The 24,995-nt window shown below is 38.2% G+C and carries 27 protein-coding genes, 4 tRNA genes and 3 pseudogenes; 12 read left to right on the forward strand and 22 right to left on the reverse strand.

What is annotated here, in order from left to right; genetic code table 11:
* Nucleotides 1-186: 186 nt before the first annotated feature.
* From WG932_RS23355 to WG932_RS23370, 4 genes are read right to left on the reverse strand one after another with little or no spacing between them, the layout of a single operon-like run.
* On the reverse strand, nucleotides 187-963 hold the full coding sequence (locus WG932_RS23355; RefSeq protein ID WP_483085574.1) for a DUF4221 family protein: 777 nt from the start codon (nucleotides 961-963) through the stop codon (nucleotides 187-189).
* Nucleotides 891-1,202 carry a hypothetical protein gene (locus tag WG932_RS23360; protein ID WP_483085575.1) on the reverse strand — a complete coding sequence of 104 codons (312 nt, stop codon included), beginning with the start codon at nucleotides 1,200-1,202 and terminating at the stop codon, nucleotides 891-893. The genes WG932_RS23355 and WG932_RS23360 overlap by 73 nt, the downstream gene beginning before the upstream one ends.
* 60 nt (nucleotides 1,203-1,262) lie before the next feature.
* Complete coding sequence (locus WG932_RS23365) at nucleotides 1,263-1,475, reverse strand: helix-turn-helix domain-containing protein (protein WP_014020213.1); 213 nt, start codon at nucleotides 1,473-1,475, stop codon at nucleotides 1,263-1,265.
* Nucleotides 1,476-1,478: 3 nt separating this feature from the next.
* Nucleotides 1,479-1,970: a DUF2975 domain-containing protein gene (locus tag WG932_RS23370; protein WP_483085576.1), complete on the reverse strand. Its 492-nt coding sequence runs from the start codon at nucleotides 1,968-1,970 to the stop codon at nucleotides 1,479-1,481.
* A 419-nt stretch (nucleotides 1,971-2,389) separates the two neighbouring features.
* Between WG932_RS23370 and WG932_RS23375 the strand changes: the two genes are divergently transcribed.
* Nucleotides 2,390-2,749: a transporter substrate-binding domain-containing protein gene (locus WG932_RS23375; protein WP_483088711.1), complete on the forward strand. Its 360-nt coding sequence runs from the start codon at nucleotides 2,390-2,392 to the stop codon at nucleotides 2,747-2,749.
* Between the two features lie 11 nt (nucleotides 2,750-2,760).
* Complete coding sequence (locus WG932_RS23380; RefSeq protein WP_483085577.1) at nucleotides 2,761-3,375, forward strand: ion channel; 615 nt, start codon at nucleotides 2,761-2,763, stop codon at nucleotides 3,373-3,375.
* Between the two features lie 57 nt (nucleotides 3,376-3,432).
* Here WG932_RS23380 and WG932_RS23385 read toward each other — a convergent pair.
* Nucleotides 3,433-3,968: pseudogene (locus WG932_RS23385) on the reverse strand (RNA methyltransferase).
* A gap of 186 nt (nucleotides 3,969-4,154) precedes the next feature.
* Here WG932_RS23385 and mutS point away from each other — a divergent pair.
* From mutS to WG932_RS23400, 3 genes and pseudogenes are all read left to right on the forward strand, one after another.
* Nucleotides 4,155-6,754 (forward strand): annotated as a pseudogene (mutS, locus tag WG932_RS23390) (DNA mismatch repair protein MutS).
* 135 nt (nucleotides 6,755-6,889) lie between these two features.
* A tRNA-Gly gene (locus WG932_RS23395) sits at nucleotides 6,890-6,962 on the forward strand.
* Nucleotides 6,963-7,054: 92 nt separating this feature from the next.
* Nucleotides 7,055-7,138, forward strand: a tRNA-Leu gene (locus WG932_RS23400).
* A gap of 83 nt (nucleotides 7,139-7,221) precedes the next feature.
* On the opposite strand, the gene WG932_RS23405 is transcribed toward WG932_RS23400, so the two are convergent.
* The 3 genes from WG932_RS23405 to WG932_RS23415 form a co-directional block, all read right to left on the reverse strand.
* Nucleotides 7,222-8,199, reverse strand: coding sequence for a hypothetical protein (locus WG932_RS23405; protein ID WP_483085578.1), 978 nt, complete (start codon nucleotides 8,197-8,199; stop codon nucleotides 7,222-7,224).
* Between the two features lie 181 nt (nucleotides 8,200-8,380).
* Entirely contained in the window at nucleotides 8,381-8,863 is a 483-nt protein-coding gene (locus WG932_RS23410) for a hypothetical protein (protein ID WP_483085579.1), read from the reverse strand.
* A complete protein-coding gene (locus WG932_RS23415; protein WP_483088712.1) occupies nucleotides 8,812-8,943 on the reverse strand; it encodes a two-component regulator propeller domain-containing protein in 132 nt (43 codons plus the stop codon). The genes WG932_RS23410 and WG932_RS23415 overlap by 52 nt, the downstream gene beginning before the upstream one ends.
* 743 nt (nucleotides 8,944-9,686) lie before the next feature.
* On the opposite strand from WG932_RS23415, the gene WG932_RS23420 reads away from it, so the two are divergent.
* Both WG932_RS23420 and WG932_RS23425 read left to right on the forward strand, forming a co-directional pair.
* Nucleotides 9,687-10,490: a sensor histidine kinase family protein gene (locus tag WG932_RS23420; protein WP_483085580.1), complete on the forward strand. Its 804-nt coding sequence runs from the start codon at nucleotides 9,687-9,689 to the stop codon at nucleotides 10,488-10,490.
* Nucleotides 10,475-10,966 (forward strand): sensor histidine kinase, encoded by a 492-nt coding sequence (locus WG932_RS23425; protein ID WP_483085581.1) that lies wholly within the window; start codon nucleotides 10,475-10,477, stop codon nucleotides 10,964-10,966. The genes WG932_RS23420 and WG932_RS23425 overlap by 16 nt, the downstream gene beginning before the upstream one ends.
* 113 nt (nucleotides 10,967-11,079) lie before the next feature.
* On the opposite strand, the gene WG932_RS23430 is transcribed toward WG932_RS23425, so the two are convergent.
* Nucleotides 11,080-11,463: a hypothetical protein gene (locus tag WG932_RS23430; protein ID WP_014020220.1), complete on the reverse strand. Its 384-nt coding sequence runs from the start codon at nucleotides 11,461-11,463 to the stop codon at nucleotides 11,080-11,082.
* Between the two features lie 483 nt (nucleotides 11,464-11,946).
* A tRNA-Pro gene (locus WG932_RS23435) sits at nucleotides 11,947-12,020 on the reverse strand.
* A 293-nt stretch (nucleotides 12,021-12,313) separates the two neighbouring features.
* Between WG932_RS23435 and WG932_RS23440 the strand changes: the two genes are divergently transcribed.
* Both WG932_RS23440 and WG932_RS23445 read left to right on the forward strand, forming a co-directional pair.
* Nucleotides 12,314-12,387 (forward strand) — tRNA-Asn (locus tag WG932_RS23440).
* Nucleotides 12,364-12,690: a GIY-YIG nuclease family protein gene (locus tag WG932_RS23445; protein ID WP_483085582.1), complete on the forward strand. Its 327-nt coding sequence runs from the start codon at nucleotides 12,364-12,366 to the stop codon at nucleotides 12,688-12,690. Before WG932_RS23440 ends, WG932_RS23445 begins: the two co-directional genes overlap by 24 nt.
* 257 nt (nucleotides 12,691-12,947) lie before the next feature.
* Here WG932_RS23445 and WG932_RS23450 read toward each other — a convergent pair whose 3' ends face one another.
* A complete protein-coding gene (locus WG932_RS23450; RefSeq protein WP_483085583.1) occupies nucleotides 12,948-14,219 on the reverse strand; it encodes a discoidin domain-containing protein in 1,272 nt (423 codons plus the stop codon).
* The gene (locus WG932_RS23455; RefSeq protein WP_483085584.1) at nucleotides 14,141-15,208 is read right to left on the reverse strand and encodes an alpha-L-fucosidase; all 1,068 of its coding nucleotides are present in this window, start codon (nucleotides 15,206-15,208) and stop codon (nucleotides 14,141-14,143) included. Before WG932_RS23455 ends, WG932_RS23450 begins: the two co-directional genes overlap by 79 nt.
* Nucleotides 15,209-15,656: 448 nt before the next feature.
* On the opposite strand from WG932_RS23455, the pseudogene WG932_RS23460 reads away from it, so the two are divergent.
* Nucleotides 15,657-15,806, forward strand: a pseudogene (locus WG932_RS23460) (hypothetical protein); the annotation flags it as partial.
* Between the two features lie 314 nt (nucleotides 15,807-16,120).
* Nucleotides 16,121-17,116, forward strand: coding sequence for a metallophosphoesterase (locus WG932_RS23465; protein ID WP_483088713.1), 996 nt, complete (start codon nucleotides 16,121-16,123; stop codon nucleotides 17,114-17,116).
* 83 nt (nucleotides 17,117-17,199) lie between these two features.
* On the opposite strand, the gene WG932_RS23470 is transcribed toward WG932_RS23465, so the two are convergent.
* The 10 genes from WG932_RS23470 to WG932_RS23515 form a co-directional block, all read right to left on the reverse strand.
* Nucleotides 17,200-17,469 (reverse strand): LysR substrate-binding domain-containing protein, encoded by a 270-nt coding sequence (locus tag WG932_RS23470; RefSeq protein ID WP_483085585.1) that lies wholly within the window; start codon nucleotides 17,467-17,469, stop codon nucleotides 17,200-17,202.
* Nucleotides 17,460-18,032, reverse strand: coding sequence for a LysR substrate-binding domain-containing protein (locus WG932_RS23475; RefSeq protein WP_483085586.1), 573 nt, complete (start codon nucleotides 18,030-18,032; stop codon nucleotides 17,460-17,462). The genes WG932_RS23470 and WG932_RS23475 overlap by 10 nt, the downstream gene beginning before the upstream one ends.
* Before the next feature lie 346 nt (nucleotides 18,033-18,378).
* Nucleotides 18,379-18,816, reverse strand: a complete 438-nt coding sequence (locus WG932_RS23480) for a hypothetical protein (RefSeq protein WP_339681169.1) — start codon at nucleotides 18,814-18,816, stop codon at nucleotides 18,379-18,381.
* A gap of 290 nt (nucleotides 18,817-19,106) precedes the next feature.
* Nucleotides 19,107-19,337, reverse strand: a complete 231-nt coding sequence (locus tag WG932_RS23485) for a hypothetical protein (protein ID WP_483085587.1) — start codon at nucleotides 19,335-19,337, stop codon at nucleotides 19,107-19,109.
* 146 nt (nucleotides 19,338-19,483) lie between these two features.
* A complete protein-coding gene (locus WG932_RS23490) occupies nucleotides 19,484-19,975 on the reverse strand; it encodes an SCO family protein (protein ID WP_483088714.1) in 492 nt (163 codons plus the stop codon).
* A gap of 152 nt (nucleotides 19,976-20,127) precedes the next feature.
* On the reverse strand, nucleotides 20,128-20,706 hold the full coding sequence (locus WG932_RS23495) for a toxin-antitoxin system YwqK family antitoxin (RefSeq protein ID WP_483085588.1): 579 nt from the start codon (nucleotides 20,704-20,706) through the stop codon (nucleotides 20,128-20,130).
* Entirely contained in the window at nucleotides 20,706-21,476 is a 771-nt protein-coding gene (locus tag WG932_RS23500; protein WP_483085589.1) for a YHYH protein, read from the reverse strand. The genes WG932_RS23495 and WG932_RS23500 overlap by 1 nt, the downstream gene beginning before the upstream one ends.
* A 148-nt stretch (nucleotides 21,477-21,624) precedes the next feature.
* Entirely contained in the window at nucleotides 21,625-22,149 is a 525-nt protein-coding gene (locus tag WG932_RS23505; protein WP_483085590.1) for a DUF6702 family protein, read from the reverse strand.
* Between the two features lie 10 nt (nucleotides 22,150-22,159).
* Nucleotides 22,160-23,128: a YHYH protein gene (locus tag WG932_RS23510; RefSeq protein ID WP_483085591.1), complete on the reverse strand. Its 969-nt coding sequence runs from the start codon at nucleotides 23,126-23,128 to the stop codon at nucleotides 22,160-22,162.
* 309 nt (nucleotides 23,129-23,437) lie between these two features.
* Entirely contained in the window at nucleotides 23,438-23,884 is a 447-nt protein-coding gene (locus WG932_RS23515) for a DUF4625 domain-containing protein (RefSeq protein WP_483085592.1), read from the reverse strand.
* Between the two features lie 266 nt (nucleotides 23,885-24,150).
* Between WG932_RS23515 and WG932_RS23520 the strand changes: the two genes are divergently transcribed.
* Nucleotides 24,151-24,921: a DUF4625 domain-containing protein gene (locus WG932_RS23520; RefSeq protein ID WP_483085593.1), complete on the forward strand. Its 771-nt coding sequence runs from the start codon at nucleotides 24,151-24,153 to the stop codon at nucleotides 24,919-24,921.
* Nucleotides 24,922-24,995 lie beyond the last annotated feature (74 nt).

The raw sequence follows: 24,995 nt of genomic DNA on the forward strand, positions 1-24,995 counted from the left end.
TATTGATTTCCTAAATAATTAGTAAATATTTTAAGGCTTGGCCCTTTTTGACCATAATGGTTTGATTACCAACTAATATCCAGCCTTACAAAACCCATTTCATCTTCAATGTTTTCGAATACCCAGAGTTTTCCGTCTTTGGAAAAGTAGTATTCCGGGGTTTGGTTCAATTGAGATACCTGGGTTTCAGCCAGCAGTTTGAAATCCTTGTCCAAAACACTTAGGAAGACCTTCGCACCCTTGGGCTGGGGAATCCCTGCATTTTTTTTGTCTCTTCAAAGAGGGAATGAAAAGAAAACCGGTAATAAACCTGCTTTTTTCATCCCAAACAGGAGCCATGAAATTGATGTCTTCCTGAATTTGCTGATGTAATTTTGCCAATTCAACCTGATCTCCCACAATAGCCGGATAACTACCAGTTTTTTCATCAGGAGTTAATTGGCTTTGGTAAGTAATGTATTGCAGGGAATCACTTTCAATTTTCATCACGTAGAGTTCATTGCTGACCCCTGTCCCTAAAATGATTTGTCCTCCCTCGTTTACCAAGTAATGAACATTTCCCAGGGCAATCTCCATTCCTCCACTGTTGAGGGTTAGATCAAAATTTTTAGCTTTTTCTATGGCTGGGATAGACAATTTGATCATGTTTTTCTTTTTCGGGTTGATTATGGCCAGCTTACTGGATTTCTTTTCAAAATTTTGTATCAAGGATACTAGTCGAGATCCTTGATCTAAATATAAAGTTTTGTATGGCCGGTCTCCCTCTTGATGGTGGTTTAAGTCCTTACTGATTGCTGTAATATCAAAACTTTCGATTTTATTACCCTGCCAATCGAAAATATGATCTCTAGGAAAGGAGCTAATAAATAGCCTTCCCTTATCAAGGATACTCAATGCAGAAACATTGTCACCCGTTCCATCAGGCCCTTCTTTTTCGAACCCATATTTTTTCTCAAAAGCCAAAGTGTTGAGATTGATCTTTTCAATGGCATTTTCCTGACTATTGAAATTATATAGGTATTTTTATTTGCACTTAGACCACTTACCCTTAACCTACTTTGGAGATATAGCAATTCTTCTCCCGGTTCTATGATCACCGTATCTACTTTCATAGAAAGAATACTATTTCCCTTTTCCTCATCATTCCCGCCATTGCAGGCCATGGCCAATAAAATAATCACCCAATAAGGTACATGTCTCATTTTAATAAGTTTTATCGCTTCACCTTTTTTTAAACCATATCACATTTTGATGGCGAAAAATTAGATTTCCTCATCCCTATATTCTAGAATATCCCCCGGTTGACACTCCAAGGCTTTGCAAATGGCCTCAAGAGTACTGAAGCGTATGGCCTTGGCCTTGCCGGTTTTTAAAATAGACAGGTTGGATAAAGTTAGCCCTACTTTGGCTGAAAGTTCATTTAGTGACATCTTTTTCTTAGCCATCATAACATCTAAATTTACAATTACAGGCATACTTTAAATGGTTAATTCTTGATCATTTTGAATTTCTAGACCACGTTTGAATAGAAGGTAAAATACAAATAGTACTCCTGCCATAAATAGGAGTTCAGTACCATTACCTAGTCCTACTTGCCCTAAACTATAGAATTTATTTAACCATTTGGTGTAAAAGTTTCCAATAGCTGCTATTATTCCTGTACAAAAAGTTAAAAAACAGATACTTTCCAGCAGTTTTGATATTTCCGGACTAAATGGATGATGAAGGTTAAGTGAAGAAAACAGTTTGATCACTCGCCAAAATATTAATGCCTTAAGAATTGCTACTAGTAAAACGAAGAGTACAATGACATAAAAATGGTTGGAATGAATAGTATACAAACCGGATAAACCTACACTGAAAGGAGGTTCTTTTTCATTAGGGTAGAGAAACTCGGTTAAAACTGTGAAGAATGAGGTGCCGGCTTCCATGCAGAGAAAAACGAAAATCATCCAGGATGCTACATTCATTAGTTTCAAAAATTGTTCGGTTTTCATGATTCTAATAATTAGTTTCCCGAAAAGTAATATATAATTATTGATAAACAATAAATAATATGTCATAATTAATAAAAATATTTAAATAAACAGGTTTAGTTTTTTGCCAATTGGGTAGATGTGTAATAAAATTACTTAAAATGGCATCAACTTTGTGATTATTTTGATTAACAGACTATAATAATTATAAAATTAGTTTAATAGTGTTTTATTGTTGATTATATTCTGTTTATGGCTTTGTGACCTTTTTGATTCATGTTTTACCATTCATTTATTTCTCCTGAGATGGCACCTAGAATTCAAGTACAAATAGTTTTATTTCTTATAAGTATTCTTTTTTTCCTTGTGTACTTCAAGGGCAACAAATATCCCTGCAGAAGGACACCTTGGTAGTGGCTGTGGCAGGAAGCGCACCCTTTGTTTTCGAAGATGGTCAAGGTGGTGGAGGAATTGCCGTCGAAATTTGGGATGAATTGGCCAACAAGCAAGGCTGGAATTATATATTTAAAACATATAATTCTGTAGAGTCAGCCCTTCAATCTTTGAATGAGGGGATTTCTGATCTGGTAGTAGGTCCTATAAGTATTACCTCAAATAGGGTGGAGAATTACAGGTTTTCTCAGCCCTTTTACAATTCAAGTTTAGCAATAGTTTCCCGGTCAGCTAAAATGAGTTTTTGGGACAAAATCAAACCGTTTTTCAGTATAAAATTATTAATAGCTGTTTTTGTTTTTTATTCATTCTTGCCATAGTGGGCACCCTATTGTGGTTGGCAGAAAGAAAGCATTCCAAGGATCAATTTCCTGAAGACCCGGTTGATGGCATCGGCAATGGGATGTGGTTGGCTATCGTGACCATGAGTACTACAGGATATGGTGACAAAGCTCCAATTACTTTGGCCGGAAGAATTATTGCAGGAAGTTGGATGATTATTTCCATCATTTTTGCCACCTCTATGGTTGCAGGTATTGCCAGCACCCTTACCCTGGCCTCCTTAGGAACTTCTCCAATTTCAAATATTGAGCAACTGGCCAATAAAAATGTAGCAACTATAGCCAATTCCCCATCTGAGGTGTTTATTGAAGAACACAATGCCAATGCATTGGGAGTTACCTCCCTAGAGGAAGCTGTTTCAAAGTTGAAAAATGGGGAAGTGGCGGCTGTTTTGTATGACCGTCCTCAACTCTTGTTTCATCTCAAGAAAGTGGAAGATGAGGAATTATTCATGGCCAAAGCAGAGTATTACAAGCAGGGGTATGGGTTTGCCTTTCCTTTAGAGAGTTCTTTGGTTTATGAAGTGAATAGAGCGCTTTTGGAGCTGGCAGAGGATCAGGAAACGGATGAAATTATAGACAAATACCTCAAAAAAGAGGAATAGGAAAGCGCTTAGATGTGAAATACCCGCAATTAATAGGTATCTCACGATATGGCAGTTTTATTTAAACGCTTTCGTTTTGCTGACCATATCCCAGAGGGTTATCCCAATGCTCACAGAAATGTTTAAGGAATGTTTGGTTCCAAATTGAGGGATTTCCAACACCTGATCTGCAGCTAAAACTACATCTTCTTCCACGCCAAAAACCTCATTGCCAAAAATAAAGGCATAAGGTTTTCCGGATTTTGGGGCGAATTTATTGAGAGGGGTGCTGTGAGAAGCCTGCTCCAAAGCACAGATTTCATAACCTTCTTTTTTTAATCTTTTGATTACTTCCAAAGTGCTCTCATGGTGTTCCCATTCTACCGATTCGGTGGCGCCTAAAGCTGTTTTTGAATTTCCCTATGTGGAGGTTTACCTGTAATGCCACAAAGGAAAATTTTTTTCACCAGAAAAGCATCGGAAGTCCTGAATGCAGCCCCTACATTGTTTAGGCTACGAACATTGTCCAAAATCAAGACGATTGGATTTTTCTCGACCTCTTTGAAATCTTCTACAGAGAGCCGGTTGAGTTCATCCATGCTTAGTTTTTTCATGGCAGAAAATTTAAAATTTTTAACACGCTGATTCAATGGTTGATAGGCAAAATAAAGCCTTCCAAGCGTCAAATTTACTTATTTAATGGCATTAAAAACAATGTCAAAGGAAAGGTAGGTTTAGATTTAGGTTTTGTTTCCCTTACATTCTTAATTAAATTCATGTCCTGAAACAGAAAAAAGACGATGGGCAAGACGAAAGCCAAGGAAACCCCTTTAATGAAACAATACAATGCCATCAAGGCAAAGCACCCCGGAGCTATTTTGCTTTTTAGGGTAGGGGATTTTTATGAAACCTTTGGAGAAGACGCAGTTAAGGCAAGCAAGATCCTTGACATCGTCCTGACTAAAAGGGCCAATGGCTCTGCTTCTCATATAGAGTTGGCAGGGTTTCCACATCATTCACTGGATACATATCTTCCTAAGTTGATCAGGGCAGGGAATAGAGTAGCCATTTGTGACCAACTGGAGGATCCCAAGGAGGTAAAAGGGATTGTAAAGCGAGGGGTTACAGAGCTGGTGACTCCGGGTCTTGCTTACAATGACAATGTACTTGATAAACGAAGAAACAATTTTTTAGCCAGTATTCAATTTGGAAAAGACCGGCTGGGGATTGCGTTTTTAGATCTCTCCACCGGGGAATTTATGTGTGCCGAAGGACATCAATCTTATATAGAAAAGCTTCTACAGAGCTTCAATCCTTCGGAGGTTATCTATTCCAAAGCTGCTAAGGGAGCTGCCGGAACTTTGTTAAAAAATGATTTTCATACTTTTCATTGCGAGGATTGGGTTTTTCAGCCTGCCTATACCTATGAAAAACTTACCAATCACTTTGAGACCAATAACCTTAAAGGGTTTGGGGTGGAAAACATGGAGCTGGGCATTACTGCGGCAGGTGCCATTCTGTATTATTTGGAAGAGACGGAACACAAGCAAGTCAAACATATTGTTTCCATCTCTCGGATTGCAGAAGAAAAATACGTGTGGTTGGATAAATTTACCATAAGAAATTTAGAGTTGGTATATCCTCAACAAGAGGGAGGGGTGCCGCTTATCCAGATTTTGGATCGTACTCAGACTCCTATGGGGAGCCGAATGATGAAAAAGTGGTTGGTATTACCGCTTAAGGAGAAGGCATTGATTGTGGAAAGGCAAAAATCAGTAAACTTTTTCTATGAAAATTCAGAGTTGAGGGAAGAGCTTTTCTCCCACCTCAAGCATGTTGGTGACCTCGAGCGATTGATTTCCAAAGTGGCTGTTGGCAGGATCAATCCCAGGGAAATGAACCATCTCAAAAAAGCCCTCAATTATACGTTACCAATCAAGGAACTGCTGAAGACCCAGCAAAATGGCGCTTTAAAAAAACTGTCCGACCAACTTAATTCTTGTTCTTATTTGTTGGAGAAAATTGACAAAGAGCTTTTGGAGGATGCGCCCATGCTGACTCATCAAGGAGGGATCATAAAAAATGGTGTGGATTCGGATTTGGATGAATACAGGAAATTGGCCAATTCAGGAAAGGATTACCTCGTTCAGATTCAGCAAAGAGAAGTGCAACGTACTGGGATTACCTCCTTGAAAGTAGCTTTCAATAAAGTGTTTGGCTATTATTTGGAGGTGAGCAATACGCATAAAGACAAGGTGCCACCGGAATGGATACGAAAACAAACCCTAGTGAATGCCGAAAGGTACATTACAGAGGAGTTAAAGGAGTATGAAGAAAAGATCCTGCATGCAGAGGAAAGGTTGATTGCTTTGGAGCAAAAGTATTTTCAACTTTTGGTGCAGGATGCAGGGGATTATGTAGAACAAATCCAGCAAAATGCAAGGGTACTCGCTACCTTGGATTGCCTGTTGAGTTTTGCGGAGGTGGCTTCAGAGAACAAATATTGTGCTCCAAAAATTGCCGACTCAGATGCCATTGAAATAAAGGATGGTCGGCATCCTGTGATTGAAAAACAACTAGCGATAGGAGAGGATTATGTGCCCAATGACATCTACCTGGATAATTCCAGTCAGCAGGTAATTATCATTACCGGGCCCAATATGGCAGGTAAGTCCGCTTTGCTTCGGCAAACGGCGCTGATTGTGTTGATGGCACAAATGGGTAGTTTTGTTCCGGCTTCATTTGCTCGTGTGGGAATAGTTGATAAGGTATTTACTAGAGTCGGTGCCTCCGATAATCTTTCAAAAGGAGAGTCAACTTTTATGGTGGAAATGACCGAAACAGCCAGTATTTTAAATAATCTTTCTGACCGTAGTCTGGTGCTTATGGATGAAATTGGGCGCGGTACTTCAACTTATGATGGTATTTCCATAGCATGGTCTATTGTGGAATATTTACACAATCACCCCAAATGCAAAGCCAAAACATTATTTGCTACCCATTACCATGAACTGAATCAGCTGGCAAACGATTTCCCTAAAGTGAAAAATTTCAATGTGGCGGTAAAAGAGTTGGGGAATAAAGTGGTATTTATGCGAAAGCTTCAAAAGGGAGGCAGTGAGCATAGTTTTGGTATTCACGTGGCCCAGATGGCCGGAATGCCTAACCCGGTTGTTTTGCGAGCTGCCGAGATAATGAAGTTTCTTGAGAAGGATAAGCAGCTACAACAGCACAAAGAGAACATCAAAGATATACCAAAGAACAATTACCAATTGAGTATGTTTGAACTGGATCCAAAATTTAAAAAGCCCAGGAGTTGTTGGAGGCATTGGACATCAATACCATTTCCCCGGTGGAGGCATTGCTTAAATTAAATGAGGTTAAAAAGATGCTGGAATAATTTATCAGCTTTATTGTCAGGGGAGTAGCAATAAGTTGATAAAAATTTCTTTCGGATTATTGGACTTTAAAAATTAAGGCGTAAATTTGCATTCACAATCGCGGAAATAAACGTTTTTCTGTGTGAAAGTAACAAGCGAAAGTAGCTCAGCTGGTAGAGCACGACCTTGCCAAGGTCGGGGTCGCGAGTTCGAATCTCGTCTTTCGCTCACATAAAGCCCTTGAAGAAGGGCTTTATTATTTAGATGGCAATTATAGTGGAATTGATTTTGCTTTTTCTATATTAGTTGTCGCTAATGTTGCCGGGATGGTGGAACTGGTAGACACGCAAGACTTAAAATCTTGTGACCTCACGGTCGTGCGGGTTCGATTCCCGCTCCTGGTACACGGTTTGTTCTGTTAGGCAAACATGAAAAAGCCGCTTAAATTTATTTTAAGCGGCTTTTCTTTTAGGTGGTTTTTAGATTTTTACTCCCAGTACCCATTATACCTCCCCATCCAGTAAGCCACGAGGTAATAGGTGCCACTTACTTCAGTTTTTCCACCTCCGCTAATGTTTAATTGTTTTGGGTTGGTGTTCCATCTAAAGGCATTGCCTTCAGGAGAAGGGATGGCGGTGTAAGCTTGTGGGCTTCTTCCTCTGCCGGGAAATTCATCTACCCTTAGGTCCCAGCGATGGCTGTTGTCGATAGACCAGGTAATCATGTCCAAAGGAAAAGTCTTGATTTCTCGCAAGGCGATGTTTAAATCCTTGTCCTCCTTTAATAAAGCGCTGGCAAAAACATTCCAAACAGGCATATTGTCTGTTTTTACCGCTTTCCATGATCTTTGAAGGCTCTGTAAGTAAAGCGGGTAGTTGGGGTCTTCTTTAGGTGTGTATTTGAGTAAGTTGTAATAAGGGAAGAAATTTAATATGTCATCAGAATGGCTGATATCAAAGGGATCAGTCATCTTGGCCTGTAATGCATTTTGGGCATAGCCTTCTTTTTCTACGAGGTGTTGATAAACCTTTTTGTATTTGGCCTTTCCGGTGAAATGATAGGCTGTTTGTAAAGATGAAAGGATCTGCAATGAATTCAAACCTTTTTCGTAATACCAATTGGAAGATCTGTTTAGTGAGTCGGGAGTCCAAATGGCCCATCTGGTAGGTTTTCCATCGTAATCGATTAATTGTAGGTCATTGTCTACAATATGGCTAACAATTCTGTCGATCAAGTCTACTACCTTCTTTTTGTCCGCCTCATCAGCTACCAGATCATGGTAGAGCGCCATTGAAAATAAATGGCCGACAATCTCATCGGAGCTGGTATCGTCCAGCCATTGCCATTCTCCATCCGGCGATGGATGCCAGTTTTTAGGATGAGGAGACCTTGACGGAGCCAATAGATCTTCTGATCTTACATAAGATCGGGCGGGATATCCTGGTATTCCGGTAACTGTCTCCAATCTTTCTAGGGCTTCAAAGGTTCGTTTTGCTTTGGCTTTTGCATCTTCGCTTTTGGTGACGCCATATCTGAATGATTCGGCAATGAGGTAACAGGATGTCCATAGGCCGTCATTGTCTTGGTTTTCTAAAAACTACTGTTGATGTCTCCCGCGATGGCTAATTTAGACCTGTTGATGATGCCTATCCGGTTATGTCTTTTTCGATGATGTCTTCAATTCTATTTGCCTTTTGTTCCAGAGTCATGGCTTTTAATCCGATCTCTGAGATGCCATTGGGTGTTGCTACCCATACTTTTCCGGGTTCAATGGGTAGGATGTCGTTGATTTGGTCATCTGCCAACCATCTTTTGCTGGTGTAATATCTCCAGTTTTTGCCCTTGCGGATCAAGCCTTTAGGAGTGCCTATCCATAGCAAACTGTCTGTTTCAAGTATTGTTGTGGCAGGGCCATATGGTAGCCCATCTGCACCTCTTTTGAGCCAGTGGTTTCCATTTGCAGCCAAAGCAGCAATCGCTTTAGGGGAGCTAAATAAGATGTCCTTTCCGTTCATTCCTGTGGTGATAGTCAGGTATTGGCTATCATGTCCAAGCGCTAGACCTATTTTGTCGATGTCTAGCCATTCAGCTGTTTTTTCTGCCAGAGTCCTTCGTCTGAAGCAATCCAAACGGTGCCATCACTGTCCTGTGTGATGGCGTTGATTTTATTTCGGGGAAAGAAAGGTCTTTTTCCCATGAGCCATTCCATATGTACAAGCCGTTGGTAGTTCCTGCCAATAGGGAGTTGTTGTCTGTCCAAAGCGTGGCAGTAATGGCTTGGCTTCCATGAGTGCGTGGAGGGTTTGGGATTCTTTCTCCTTTTTCAGACCAAATCGTCTTATCGTTGTTCATCCAAACGGTTTGTGATTGATCAGTGCTGGCATTGATAATTCCTGAGACAAAAGGTTTACCTGTCCACTTTTCGCTTTGGTAATAAAATATGCCATGTGAGGTGATGGCTTTGATGGTGTCTTGGTTTTTAAACAATTTAACGACGTCTAGTCCTGCTTGTGGAGGAAGTGTGATGCTTTTGCTAACTTCTTGGTAATATTCTCCAGAATGTAGCTTCTGAGAATAGGTGGTGTAGGTGCCAAAGCATTGGATGAATAATTGAAAAATGATAAATTTTAATATTTTCATTTTAGGGGTTTCTATTTTTATGGTGAGAGGTGATAAGCTGAGAGTTTTTTGTGCTGAATAGCTAAACTCTTGATATACTACTGATAGGGATAAAAATTAGGCTATTTTTTATTTAATAAAAGGTCTTAGATTTGTTAAATAAATAAGTTGTTAAAGTCTATTTTTATTAATATTGCCTTAAATTATATTAATTTAAGGAACGGCTTTATTGGGATGAATTGCTTTTCCGAAGAATTGTTACTCAGTCATTCTAAGAGTCTTGGTATTTTTTGAGGATATTAAAAATATAGGTGTGCATTCAATTACCTTTTTATGACTAATCTGCTGAATACTGCCACTACTGAATGCTTATGGAAACAAAAGCAATTGCTCTTGCTTAAAGAGGGGGCGATTAAGGCTGTTTTGATAGGTCTTTTTTCATATTGTTTATTAGGGACCTTGACCTTAATGTACTACAATACAGAAATGATTGTATCTCCATATATTTTCATAAGTATAATTACACCATTAATTCTTCATGTTTCTTGGTTTACTGCTAACAAACTAAAAAACCCATTTATTCTGGCCTATGGCAATTCGATTGGGCTTATTTCATGTAATGCTGTGATTACGTCCATGACTTTGAGTGAAAGGTCTTTAGGTCCGTTGATACTTTCAAATATCCCTATTTTTATCATTCCTGCCTTATTTCTTGTTTGGAAGAGCAAGCATATGATGGTTTTACTTATTTATGGTTTGTTGATTAATTTTGTTCTTTTTGAGTTGCTCAGTTCTTTTTCCGCAAATGATATTCTTCGATGGTGGCCGATTGCAGTCGCGATTTGTATAAGCGCCTATTTTTTGGTAGAAAATAAATACAATGGGGCTAAGGATTATTTCATGCTCAATCAGAATTTAAAAAATAAGCAAAAGGAATTGGAAGCCGAAATTGATACAAAAAATAAGCTATTTTCAATTATAGCGCATGACCTGCGTAGTCCAATTGGTAATCTTTATACCTTGTTGGAGTTGGCCAGTGAGTACAGGGTGCAAGGTGATAAAGAAAACCTTGATACTTTTTTGAAGGTTGCGAAAGCCTCTTCAAAAGTTCTTTTGAGCTATTGGATAACTTGTTGAAATGGGCTCAGACTCAGTTGAATGCGATTAAGGTTGAGCTATTAGAGGTGGATCTGCTAGAGAAAGCAGAGAAAGTGATCGGAATTTATGCCAGTCAAATAAAGGAGAAGCAATTGGAAATTAAAACTCAAATTAAAAAAGGGGATAGGGTTTTGGCTGACAAGCCGGTACTGCAGACCGTTATCAGAAATATTATGTCTAACGCGATCAAATTTTCGCCTCCAAAAGGGGTTATTATTATTCATTATGCAGACAAAGTTTTAAGTATAAAAGATCAAGGGAAAGGAATGACCAAAGAAGAGGCAAAGACCTTGTTGGCCGGTAAATTCAATAAAAGTTCGATGGGAACGAGAGGGGAGAAAGGTACCGGATTGGGTCTTTCCTTAGCCAATGATCTGATGCGAAAAATGGGAGGTGAACTCAGGGTGGAGAGTAGTCCAAATGAAGGGGCTTCTTTCCAGTTGGTTTTTAAATAAAAGCCAAATCAAGAAGTTTTTGAGGAGTAGTCCGGCAAAAAATAGTGTCCTTCTGCTAAAAGGAGTATTGTTTTTACATTATCTGATAGTGGGCTTTTGATGAGTTATCTACGTTATGAAAAGGTTATATTGTCAAAAATATGCAATTCAACTGTGTTTCCATTGTCAATAAAATAACAATCAGCTAGGTTGTCAATAGGGAGTTTATCTTTTATTTCCTTGCTAAAGTGGCCAAGTTTCCCTCTTCCATGATTGTGGTAGGGAGGGCTGAAAAGAAACTTAAGGGTGTAATTAATAATGTCCTTTCTGGCCAATTCATTGGGCATTATTCGGTGGGTAATAAAGTAATTTGTCAAATGAGACCAAATTTTTTTTCGTGCAGATTCCTCTAATAGGGGAGGTAAGAATAGTCTGCTGGCTATTTTTTCACCATTAGGATCAGTCGAACCAAAAGGGTAATGGTGAATGTCTAAAAGGTCTGCTGTAACCAATTTCATATTGTTGGACTTTTATTACGGATTATTATTGATTCACTCCATTGGTTTATGGGGTGTTTGATTGAGAGATTGCCTAAGCCAGGCAGTGCTTATAACCAGTAAATGTAATAATTATATCAATTTAAGTATGTTATGGTAAATATCAAATGGTAAAAGGTAAAAATAAATAAAAAAAATTATAAAAAAGTTCTTTAATCTCTGAGAATGTGAAGGGTATATGATAGAAGTTAAGGGGGTGAAATATTTTATTTCACTTTAATTTTGCAAGTTGTACAAATTCTGATTTCGCCTTATTCAGTAGTAGAAGTTTTAACGGGTATGTAATGGTTTGGCTAAGGAGGTCTATCGTCTTTTCAGGCCAAATCGTTTTATTGCTGTATATCCAGACCATTTGTGAATTGTTGGCGGTAGCATGGGATACAATATGTATACAGAGTAATTCATAAAAAATGCCAGACCGGATTGAACCAGCCTGGCTTCTCGTCGGGGTGACAGGATTTGAACCTGCGACCTCTTGCACCCCATGCAAGCACGCTACCGAGCTGCGCCACACCCCGAGATTGTTAATAATCCTTTTGATTGCTTTCAAAGGAATGGCAAATTTAATTTATTTTTGAATATTTAAAAGCGATTCCAATCAAAAATAACTAACCGGATTAATTTTGGGGAGACAGGTATAGAATAAATTTATTTAACAATTTTTTTATTTCCCTAAGTGATTGATTTTGAATGAGAATTTATTTTGTTGAAAAATAAATTAAAAAAACCATCATCTCATATTTGGAAAAAAATAACTTACCTGTTATGTTTGCATCTCAATTAAGGCAAAGGCCTAAAAAGAAAAACAAATTCCTCCTTAGCTCAGTTGGTTAGAGCATCTGACTGTTAATCAGAGGGTCCTTGGTTCGAGCCCAAGAGGAGGAGCTAAAGCCAACACGTAATGTGTTGGCTTTTTTCGTTATGGATCAATATTATGTCTATATCTTATATTCTGAGTTAATCGATAAATTCTATGTTGGACAGACAGGGGACATGGACAAAAGACTTCTATTTCACAACGATTCTCAAAGGAATAACATCTGGACTAAAAGAGGGATACCCTGGGTACTCAAACAAGCGATTCTCTTCAACTCTAGAACAGAAGCATTGAAGGCTGAAAAATTTATAAAAAGTCAGAAATCTAGAAAAGTAATTTTAGATATTATTCAAAACGGATACAATAAATAATTTAGAGCATCTGATCCCGGTGGACCGGGAAGGGCCCTTGGTTCGCCTGTCCCGAGATCAAAGTGAATCGGAAAGCCCAAGAGGAGGAGCTTAATAGTCCACTTACATAAGAATGTAAGTGGACTTTTTTTAGAAATTTTTATAATAAGTAAGACCTAAAAGTGGGGGTGAGATGAATTAAATAGGGACAAAAAAATAGCAGCAGAAAATTGTTTCCGCTGCTATTTTCAATTTAGCAGTCAAAATTAATTTGCCACCTATTTTATCAATAGTCCAAGTTCTGCTATTGCAGCAAATGTATTGCTTCCGGCAATTCTTTTGGCTTCAAGTTTTATATATCTTGTTTTTATAGGGATTTTAAAGTCATGTCTTCTCAAAGAGGGGTCATTGATAAGGTTTCCAAATTCAAAACGCTCCAGTAACTGCCAGTTGGATCCATCTGAGCTATAATAAATATCTCCTAAGGCAATCATTCCTTCTTTGTCCGCTGAAGGTGGCAAATAGGTAAAACCTGTTATGGTAAGGACCTTGCCTAAGTCTACCGTAAGCTGTTGTCCGCCATTTTCACTTCCTTTTGCTTTGAAGTAAGTTTCTTTATTGCCATCAATTGCTTTTGAAGCTTCGTGATTCTTTTCAGGAGAACTTGCATTTACAATTTTCCAGTTGGCTTTAATAGCCCCAAAGTGAGCTTCGGCGGTTGCTCCACGATCATTTTTGCCGAAGGCTACAGCCTTTACTTCTCCATGTTCCAATTGAAAAGGTCCTTCATACAAATTAGATTCGCTGTTGGGCTCACTTCCATCTAAGGTGTACCTGATGCTTAGGTCCTTATTCAGGCTTCCGGCAATATCTTGTTCATAGGTTTTCCAGCCAAAATCCACTTTTTTTGGCGCAATGCTTATCATACCTTTTAAGTTTCTTTCAATGGTTAATTGTGGAGGACGGGTTTCATAATAGTAAGCAGCCACTTTATTGATGGCGGGGATATACCTTTCTTCATCTACCGTAATCCGAAGCTTATTGGTGTATACTTCAGGAAATCGAAGAATGTTTTTATAGCCTATATTGAATCCATGTGCTATTTCTTTCCATTCCCCTTCAAGTAAAGCCTCCAATGTGAAGGCCGCCACTCTTTCACCATGAGATTTGATTGCTTCTTGGATAACCAATCGATTCATTTTTATGGGGGCTTTCAAGCTAACCTCAAATGATTTTGATTGGTCGAGTAAAATAAAGCTTTGGTCATCATTGTCCAAAACCTCTTTGGGTCCTTTGGCATCAATTAATAAATCTTTACTATAAGTATTCCTTATTCTCTTGCCTACTTCTTTAAGTACTTTTACATCCCTATCAGGAAAAAGCCCTTGAGTGTTAGGGGGGATGTTGAGAAGGAAGATTGAGTTTCCACCAACAGCTCTTTCGTACATGTCAAAAACGTCATCAGCACTTCTTACTCCTTGTTCGTGGTCATTTCGGTAAAACCAGCCTTCTCTAATGGAAGTATTTGTCTCTGCAGGTTGATAGTGCAAATATTTAGCCGTGTATAAATTTTCCAAAAAGCAACTTCTTCCCCGGTAATGTCTTCAAAGCGATTCATCTGATTAGGGTTTTCCTGATAAGGGATAACATTCCATTCTATCCTTCGAGTTTGCCCTGATTCGTTGCCACACCACCTAATGTCTTGTCTGCCAAAAATAACAGCTTCCGGGGTTAGTTTTCTGATTAAGGTTTTCCAGGAGGAGTAATCATAGGTTTGTCCTCCTTTTCTTTTTGGGTGGGCGCCATCAAACCAAACTTCTTTTATAGGACCATACTCGGTAAGTAATTCAAAAAGTTGATTAAGGAAATATTCGTTATAATCATCTACCTCAAATTCGAAAGTAGTTTGGTTTTCAAATGGCCTTCCTTTGACAGTGGCAGGGATGGTTCTTTTCGTTTTTTTACTAAGATTTCCATACAGACCCAAAGGGTTTTCGATTTGGTACAAATCTGCAGGAGAAAGGTATACACCAAGGTCAAGCCCATATTTTTCGCAAGAGGCAGCGAGGTCTTTCAGTACATCCCCTTTGCCATTTCTAAAACCTGTAGACATCAGGCCATGTGTGGTGTACCTTGATTGCCATAATACAAAGCCATCATGATGTTTGGCAGTAAAGATCACCTTGGTCATGCCAGCAGCTTTCATTGCTTCGCACCATTGGTCCGTATCAAGTTCTTTTAAATCAAATACGGTAGGATCCTCCATGCCGGACCCCCATTCTTTGGCCGTAAAAGTATTTGGGCCAAAATGAACAAAACCAATATACTCGTCTTTAAGCGCATTGTATTGGTTTTCTGTCGGTACAACATGGGCAGCCTTGAGACGAATGCTGTCTTGGTTGTCGTCCTTGTCAATGTCATAAGTTGATCTAGGTGCTAATAAAAGGTCCTTCTTAGAAGGACTGCAAGCAATAGAGAGGAGCAGGCACAGGCCTATCAAGATATTCGTAGGCTTCTTTGGGTCTAAAGGTGGTTTCATATTGGATCTTTTGTTATTTTTTTATATAAAAAACCAAACATAATAAATAAAATTATTTTTCTGTAAAGGCTTTGGTTTTATATTCGGTTTTATTCCTTGGGAGGTAAATAATATTTTTCTACCTTGGAGTTGTGGAATAGATCGCCTCCCAATTGTTATTCGAAACGAATGAATGGATGAAAAGAAGGGGTATTGAACAGGGGAGTTCCCAAAGAAATGAATATAAAATAGTAAAAAAATATCGACAACCATTCATATGTATTGGCTTGAATAGTAGGAGATTAAATATAAATTCATTGATAAACCAAGTACCTCTATAAATAAAATGAAAATGCAATTCAAAGTTTTTTTAGCCTTACTGTTTGCTTGTTTTTGCTCTCAATCGATGGCACAGGTAATTGAGATTAAGCCCTATCTACAAGATGTAGAACCAAATTCTGCCATAGTAATGTGGCAAACTTCAGAGGGAGAGGAAAGTATTGTGGAATGGGGGACAAGTCCTAATCTAAGCAATACTGCTAGCGGAACAGCTGAGGCAATCAATTTTGATAAGGTTCAGGTTCATACTGTTAAAATCACCGGTCTAGATCGTTTTACTGAATATTATTACCGTGTTCGAACAGGAGATGGGGTCTCTGATATCTTTCAATTTAAAACACCTCCTTTTTCTAATGACGGTGAAGATTTTAAGATGGTGGCCATGAGTGATATGCAATATGACCACAATCAACCTGATAAATTTAGTGAAGTGGTGAACGAAGGAGTTATCGGTTACCTTGAAAAAGAGTTTGGTGGATCTTTGTCGGACAATTTGGCCATGGTACTTATTCCGGGTGATTTGGTGCAAACAGGATCTAAATTTTATCAGTGGAAAGATCACTTTTTAATCCGGCAGAGAAATTATTTTCTGAAGTGCCCGTATATCCTGTACCGGGTAATCATGAACGGAATTCAGTGTATTACTTTAAGTATTTCAGTTTGCCAGAGAATGGTACTCCGGCCTATGCAGAACACTGGTGGTACAAAGATTATGGCAACACACGTGTAATTGGTTTGGATTCAAATGATGGTTACAGGGATTTAAGGGAACAACTTGATTGGCTAAAAGAACTACTTGCAGACACAGAGAAAGACGACAATATTGATTTTGTTTTTGCTCAATTGCATCATCCTTTTAAATCCGAACTATGGATTCCCGGCGAAGAGGATTTTACAGGGAAAATTGTGACAGAATTGGAACAGTTTTCCACCAAGACCGGGAAACCTAGTATCCACTTTTTTGGGCATACGCACGGTTATTCAAGAGGACAGTCTAGGGACCACAAGCACCTTTGGATCAATGTTGCTTCAGCTGGGGGAGCGATAGATAACTGGGGCGAATTTGAAGGAAGGGACTACGATGAATTTACGGTTACCCAAGATGAATACGGCTTTGTAATGGTATCAGTAGATGGAAACAGAAAAGACCCTAAGTTTACCATTAAGCGTATCAGTAGAGGTAATACGATAGCGCATAGGGAAAATGAACTGAGGGATAGCATTACCGTATGGAGAAAAGAGCGCAAACCATCTGCTCCCGAAGCTCTTTCTCCTTCTGGAGAGGGCGTTTCTATAAAGGGTGCTGTTTTGAAAGCTGGAGAATTTAATAGCGAATTTACAGGCACCTTTCATGCCGCTTCCCATTGGCAGGTGTCAAAATCAGAGGATTTTGAAAATCTAGCTTATGAGAGCTGGCAACAATTTGAAAACTGGTATTATAAAGAAAATCGACAAAAGGACGATGACTTAACCGATGAAAAAACGGAGCGACTCAATCCAAATACTACTTATTATTGGAGGGTTCGCTATCGGGATCAAAACCTGAATTGGAGTGATTGGTCCAATGTGCGTACCTTTAAAACAGAATAGTAGTAATAAATCTTACATAATAAATCTACAGAAACAAGAAAATTAATCTGTCAATATTGTACAGAGAAGTCTATGGTAATAGCTTAAAAACCGTTTACCCAAGAAAATTTTTCATTTATTATAAGCGCTTTTTCTTTGTTCAAAAATTCAATATAGGCCAAAGCTATAGGTGATAATTTCTTAGATTTAAGCCAAATTAAATTCCACTCTGTGCTTAATGGTAGACCCTTGACAGGGATAATTTGTAAGTCTTTATTGCTTAATTCATTCCCTATGCCTATAAGCGGCATGATTGAACACCCTAATCCTGAAATGACCGCTTGTTTGACTGCTTCATTGGAAGTCAACTCCATTTTTTACGGGCTGAATAGTTGTTTTTTGTTATGAAGGATTCCATGGCATTTCGTGTTGCGGGGCCTTGTTCTCTAAAGATGAGAGGCATTTGTTCAAAAGTTTTTTCTTGGTCAGGTTTTTCTTTATTTCTTGCGACATAGAAGAGTTTGTTCTCCATCAGCGCAATTTTATTGACCTTTAATTTTTTGGGAAGTACAGAAACCAATGCAAAATCGACCTCATTCAATTCTAAACTTCCCACCACACTCGATTTATTCGTTACGTCCATTGTCAAATCGACCCCCTCATTTTGCTTTATAAAACCTGATAAAAAATAGGACATGACATATTTTCCAGTGGAAACAATAGAGATTTTTAGCCGACCGGAAAGTTGCCCGTTGTAGGCCAGTGTTTTGTAATTGATGGCATAAACCTCATGGAGAATTTTTTCTGCAGCATTTGCGATCTCCTTTCCAAAATCAGTGACATAAAGTTGTCTTCCAACCACCTCTGTAAGAGGGATTGGAAATTGATCTTGAAAATTTTTTAGCTGAATAGAAACGGCCGGTTGAGTTAAGTGCAATGCTTCAGAAGTGGGGGAGCTTTTGGAGAGAAACAGTCACCTGAAATCCCTGCTTGACAACGAATGGATTTACTTGATGGTGATGGATACCGAAAAGAAAAATAAAATTTTTAAGTACAAATAAACTTTGAAATGGGAGCCATTTTCTAGCAATAAAGCAATTGGTGCCCAAAGAGCACTTAATCCTTCAACTTTAACCGAGCTTGCTTAATAAGTGGGTTGGGAATGAGGCGGTACGGTCTTTATTAAGTTGGAGGTTGTTCTCCATCTCAACTATAATAACCTATTAAAGATTAAATTAACTTATTCTCAATAGTTAAATATTGGAAGCTAATATAGGGGGTATTTAGGGTTTTAGGTCTGCGCTGGGTCTATTAAAACGTTCATACATTTCAATGTCAAAGTAAGAAACGGTAACAAGGTTGTCTAAGGTTATGATCAAATCAACATCCAATTCATAAAGTGACTGGAATTTGACTTCTTCTACATATTCAGAATAAACATCAAGATAATGGGTTGTAAAGATCAATTTCTTTTGTACATCTCGATATCCGCTAAATACCGGAATGACTCTGATGTAGTTACTGACAGTAGGAATAGGTAATTCTTTTACCCATGCGATATAAAACTTATCAGTATCCAATGTAAATTCCAGAAGTTTAGCATCCTTGAATGAGGATCTAAGTAATAATTCGAGTTCATTTCCGACTACTTTGATAGCCTTCTCAATTTGTCTTTTAGGATCTCTGCAAAAAGTTAAGTTTCCAATTTCTGTTATCAACACAGCTATAAGAAACGAAAAAAACGTGGTTCCAATAAAAGGGGTTTTTATTGGGAAATATCCGTGAATAAAAGGAATTAGACTAGGGGATGCCCATTGCACAATTAGGCGGGTAATAAATGAAAAAAATAATAACCAAGTTCCTATTAAAATTGTATCAAAAACAAGCCTTTGTCGATCTAGTCTTTGTTGCTTGAATTTGAATTTATTAAACCTGGATAATAAGTAGTACCCTCCTAAAAGAGGCAGTATTAAAAGGTTCCAAGGCATTTGAAATTAGGTAATTTCGGGATTCAATTCCTTTTTTTGGATTCTATTTCTTTGAAAATGGAAGACTTTTTTAATCTGCTGATAAGACTTTGAACTTTTTCTTGTTTGAAAAAGTCTTCATTTTCTATGTAAATTCTTCCTTCTTTGGTCGCTTTTACGACGTCTTTATTTTTCTTTACTTCAATCATATCAAAATCTAATATTTTTCTGTATAAATCAAAAACGTAATCAATGGTTTCTTGGTTTAAACACAATTATAAAAATCTAAAAAGCCATTCAAATTGAAACTTGGTTTGCAAATTGGTAGAATTATCATAACATTAGTTTAAAGTAGTTGATTTTTTTCATTTATCCCAATTTTATTGGTGGGAACTTAATGGTCCAAACTCTCTAAGTAGACTTACATTGATTCCTCTTTTAAAATTTTTATATGCCTTTTTAATCGCTCCAAATCCAACTCAAGGGTGCCGTTGTAAACACCTCTGATATAACCTTCTTTGTCTACGAGAATAAAGTTTTCGGTATGGATGAAGGTTTCAGGATCCTGCGTCTTTGTAAAATCCTCATCGGCGAAATAGCCATTTCTGGCCATACTGTAAATGGCCTCTTTGGAACCTGTGACCAAATTCCACTTCGAATCATCTACCCCATTTTCAATGGCATATTCTTTCAAGACAAGAACACTGTCATTCCAGGGCATAACAGAGTGGGACAATAACAATAGATCAGGATCACTTTTATAAGCCTCTTGAAGAAGGGCCATATTGGCCGTAAGTTTTGGACATATTCCGGGACAAATGGTAAAAAAGAAATTGGCTACATAATTTTTTCCTTTATAAGTCTCATTGGTAATCAGTTTCCCATTTTGATTAACGAAAGAAAAGGTGGGGATTCGATGTGACTTTGTGTCCCAGTCGGGAGTAAAATCCGCAGCATTAAAATAGGGGAGCTTTGTTTTTTAGCTATGGGGGTGGGATAGTACCTACTTCCTTTTTCCCGCAGCCGTAAGATATCATTGGTAATAGTAAAACCAGTATTCTTAATCTAATTGACATCGTTGTTTTGTATTTGGACCGGATCACATTTTTTCAACCCAATATGGCCAAATCTTTCTCCATTTTTGACAACATAGTTGGCTTTGATTCGGCCGTCTTCTTGCCAGAGCTTCTGGCTTCCTTCTTCTTTTCCATCTAAATAATGAAAGTCCATAAACTTTTGGCCTGAAAAATACCACTCAGTTACTGACCCATTGTATTCTCCATGCCGGTTGAATTCATAGATAAACTTAAGCTGGCCATTTGGCCACCAACCTTGGTGTGTACCTACTTTATTTCCTTTGGAATATACTCTTGATGCTTCTATATTGCCGTCAGGGTACCATCGTGTTTCATCACCATTTTTCCGCCCTTGGGTGTAGTGAACTGCTGATCTTTTGTTGCCATTGTCATAGGCGCTGCTCAATACTCCGGTAAAAACCATTCCTTTATAATAAAGCATACCATTACTAAGATGTAATTGTGGGTCAGCAGCATCCACTTCCAGAGCTTCATTGTTATATTCACAAGAAACGGCTAGTATCAATAAGAAAACCGCGAGTGCCGGATAGAAATTAATTTTAGTCATTATTTTGTAATACTTCCAGGGGTTCCAAAAAAGCCATTCCCATTAAGATAGGGGTCTTCATTGTTGATATGGTAATGATAAATGCCTTCTGGGAAATCTACTGTCACTGAAAAATGGCCATGGTAGGCATCCAAATCTTCGTTGGTAATGCCATGGTCATTTTCTACCGGACCATAAACAGGAAAGCCATCAGACAAAAGACCCAAAAATGCATCCTCACCAAATGTTGTCGTCAGATAGATCGGTTCAATATGGTAATGGTATTCCCCACGCATTTGTGGGTGGCCTGCCCACTGATCGAAAGAATTAATTTCAGTGGTTAGTGGTTGATCAGGTCCTGCATATTGATTATAGAAAACAACCCCATTTCTTGAAATACCTATGGCTCCAAGAGGAGTGGGCTGATGATAGCTTGCCTCTGATGGGTACAGAGGGATGGTCAAGACAATGTTTTGGCTTGCAATTGTATTTGGATTCTTCCTGTAGTCAGGATTATTGCCATTGTATTCACTATACAGCGCATTGTCTGAAGGCCAATATGGGCTTGTATGGTTGGGCAAATCCTGAGTAGTGAAAATTACCTTCTCTCCACTTATTTCAAATGAAAGTCCCGTTCCTTCAAATTTAGTTAAAATGGGACTGATGTCATAATCGTTTGATATTGGCTCAATTTCCAAATCCTCCATTTCATTGGAACAGGCAAGGAAAATACCAATAAACAATGATGGTATAACGATCAGATTATTTACAATTTTCTTTGAAGGACTCATGTCTGGAACTTATGATTGTTTGCTTAATTGGATTTTTTTGCCGGTATGATGTTCATCCTTTGTAAGGAATAGATTAATGCCAAAGCAAGGATTACTCCTAAAACCCAAATATTAAAACTTGAATTGAGGGTTTCTTTTTGGAACAGGCCTAAAAAAGAGTGGCCTCTTGCTGTACAAGTTTATTGTCTTCTACTTTTAGAATGGCAGAATGCTCATTTTCATTGTTTAGTATAAATTGGTCTTTGTCCAGCCCTTCTCCCAAAACCATAAACATACTTTGGTTCCGATTGATGGTTTTGAAACTAGTATTGCTTACTTCTAGTGAGTTTATTTTTTCGGGAACTTCTGTCACCTGAAAAAACACATTGGTTTCATGGCCTAACTTTACTGTTCCTTTTTGGAGAAGTAGTTCAAAATTCCCATTGAAACGAATGGAAATATTCTCTTTTAAATAATTAATAACCAAAGCTTTAAACTCGTCTGCCGAAGCAAATGAATTTTCTCCGTAATTTTGTTTGATTACATATTCAAAGGAAGTTAATGGAGATCTTATTTGAAGGATCCAACTTTGATCTGATTTTTCAGCTAAAATTACGGTTGAAATGGCGGGTTGATGGGCTTGCGCTAAACTTGCCCAAGCAACCAATACAAGACTTACAATCCATCTTTTCATTTTTTTCTATTTAGTTAACATATGCTCCCGCCAAACAATTAATGAAATTGTTGTTACCGGCAGCATCTACATGGTAATGATACCCTCTAGTTTCATCATAGTGCCCTCTGCATTGGTCAAGATCTGATGGCTCTGATCCGTCCTCATTGAGTTGGGTGTGAATACTGTGTCCATCCATGGCATAGCCAATCATTGGGGCATGTCCATCCAATTGTGAGACTTCAGTACTTACCCCTGTGGCGGCATGATAATGGTAGCCCTGATGTACGTTGATATGTCCTCCTGCATCATCAAAAGGGGCTAATGTATAGGCTGAAAGTATGGCATCTGTTGGAGCAGCTCCTGAAAATTCAATACCGTTAAATGCGATTCCTCTGACAGTTGGTCCGGAAACACCTGTAGGGCCACCTCCCATGGCAAAATTACTTGCGTTACTTTGCTTAATGGGAGTAATTGGAATTACCCAGCTTTGGGCAAGATCAGTGATATAGGATGGCAAGCATTCCACACAGAAATTTTGATACTCGGCCCCCACATCAGGATTGGCAGCATTGATACAGTCTTCTTCAGTGTCTGTAATGTAAATGTCTCCATTTTCGTCATACATCATCCAGGTGTTGTCATTGTAAAATGTAGCGAGATTTTTGATAAATGCACCATCAACATCGTAAACTTGTCCACTTTCCAGCCAGATTCCTCCTGCCTCTTCACCATCTGAAATATTGCTTGGACACCAAGGACCCATTTGATGGTCGGAGGCTGTACTTGTGGTGGTGATTTGATAGCAATCCGTCACAGTACCATCCGATAATGTACAAGGAATGGTGCTTACAGTGGTTCCTTCAAGAAATAAACTCATGTCTACGTCTAGAACTATACCATCCTCATTCAAAATCAATTGATCTTGTTCTTCTGAATCACAGGAAGTGAAAACTATCCACGTTCCTATTAAAAGGAAGACTATTCTTAAACCCATCATAATTGATCATTTAAAACTTTCAGCGATGATGGTATAGACGTAATAAAATTATAAATCCCTCGGTTTTGGGAAAAAGATATTTTTCAGGCCAAAAAATAAATAGGTTAAGAACTAGCTATCGGTTTTGGGGTATGATAAGCCCATAGGTAATTAAAAGGTAAGAATTTCAATTGGCTAATTCTACAATTGATTAGTAATAAACAATCATTATTGAACACCAATGGTGGAATTCCTTTCTTTCTCTAAGGTTATGGTAGATCGGTAATTGGCCAATTTTATTTTTTGAAGTTTTAAAAACAATGTTTATAGTTAAGGTGCTATCGGGAGGTTTTCTTCCTTGTAAATGGTGATACTTCGCTTTTCTTCTGTAATGGTTCCGTTTTGATCAGTAACGATAATAAGGAAATCATAAACTCCTTCCACAGCATCTTCAGGGATATCAAAGTGCTTGTGTACATTGGTATTTCTTACACCCTTGTATTCTTCCCAAGTTAATTCAAAGGCCCAGTAAGCGTCATAGCTTTCTTCGTCAATTGGCTTAATTTGTATTTGTACTTGTTCTATTAATTCCCCGGCTAGAATGTCTGCATTTAAATGAAAATCTTCACCAATCACCCCAATTTCATCGTTGTTAAGGCCAATCTCGAGGTTGTCTATGGTGGGGGAGGGCAAATTAGGTTCAGCATCTTCTTGACATGAACTTAAAATAAACATAAATGAAAGAACAAATAAAATTGGCTTGTTAATACTTTTCATGGATGTTGAATTGGTTGGGTCGTAATGAAATAATCTAGAAAATAGTTTAGTGATCGTAGCATCAGAACAGAAGCGATAGCCTCTATTTACTTGCAATCTTATTGCAAAGATATTTAATTTATACTATTGAAACAATGTTGCATGTTAGAATTGGTTTTTCATTGGAATATTTTTTTAAAATCGAAATCTCTCTTGATAATGCAATATTATTGCATTAATTTTACGCAATTGTGTTGCATTAATTAACCAGTAAAAAATTATTGTTTATGAACAGACTTAGACAAACGCTACTATTATCCTTTATGGTTTTGACTTTATTTTCCTGTCAAGATGATGAAGACATTACCTTTGATCCTCCGGTTGTTTCCACATTTGAAATGGGTGAAGGGAGTACACATTCTACAGATCCAGTGGCCTATCGTGGAAAGGATTTGCATATGGAAGCTACCATTCTTGCTTATGCCAATGTAGAGTCTATTACAGTGAGTATTCATGCTCATGATCTGGAAGTAGGCGAAGGAGAAGTCGAGTGGGACTTTGAAGAAGTCTACACGGATGCTAAATATTTGGTGAAAAACCCTGAGTTCCATGAGCATATAGATATTCCTGCTACTGCACCGGCTGGAGAATACCATGTGGAATTGGTAATTACAGATGCTGCAGGGAACATTACTGAAATGGAGGGACATTTAGAAATAAGAGAATTGATTCATATCAGTGGATTTGAAATGGATGCCGAAGTGGTAAGGGGAGAAGATTTTCATGTAGAGTTTTTTGTTGGAGCTGCCAATGGGATTCATACCATTACTGTTGACATTCATGCCCATGGGCTTACTGCTGGTGCAGGAGAGGTCCTCTGGGAAATGGAGGAAGTTTTTGAAGAAGGTTACCACGAGTTGACTGAGGTCGAATTTCATGAACACATAGATGTTCCTGCCAATATCACCGCAGGTGAATACCATGTGATGTTTATCATTGAAGATGAGGAGGGAAATGAAGTTGAATTTGATACACATATTGATGTGTTAAACGAATAAAATAAGGGTTGTATAATGATTGAAAAAGAGCCGGATTTATCCGGCTCTTTTTTTGTTTCCAGCTTGGGCTTATT

This window comes from Cyclobacterium sp. SOCE241 (assembly GCF_056867545.1).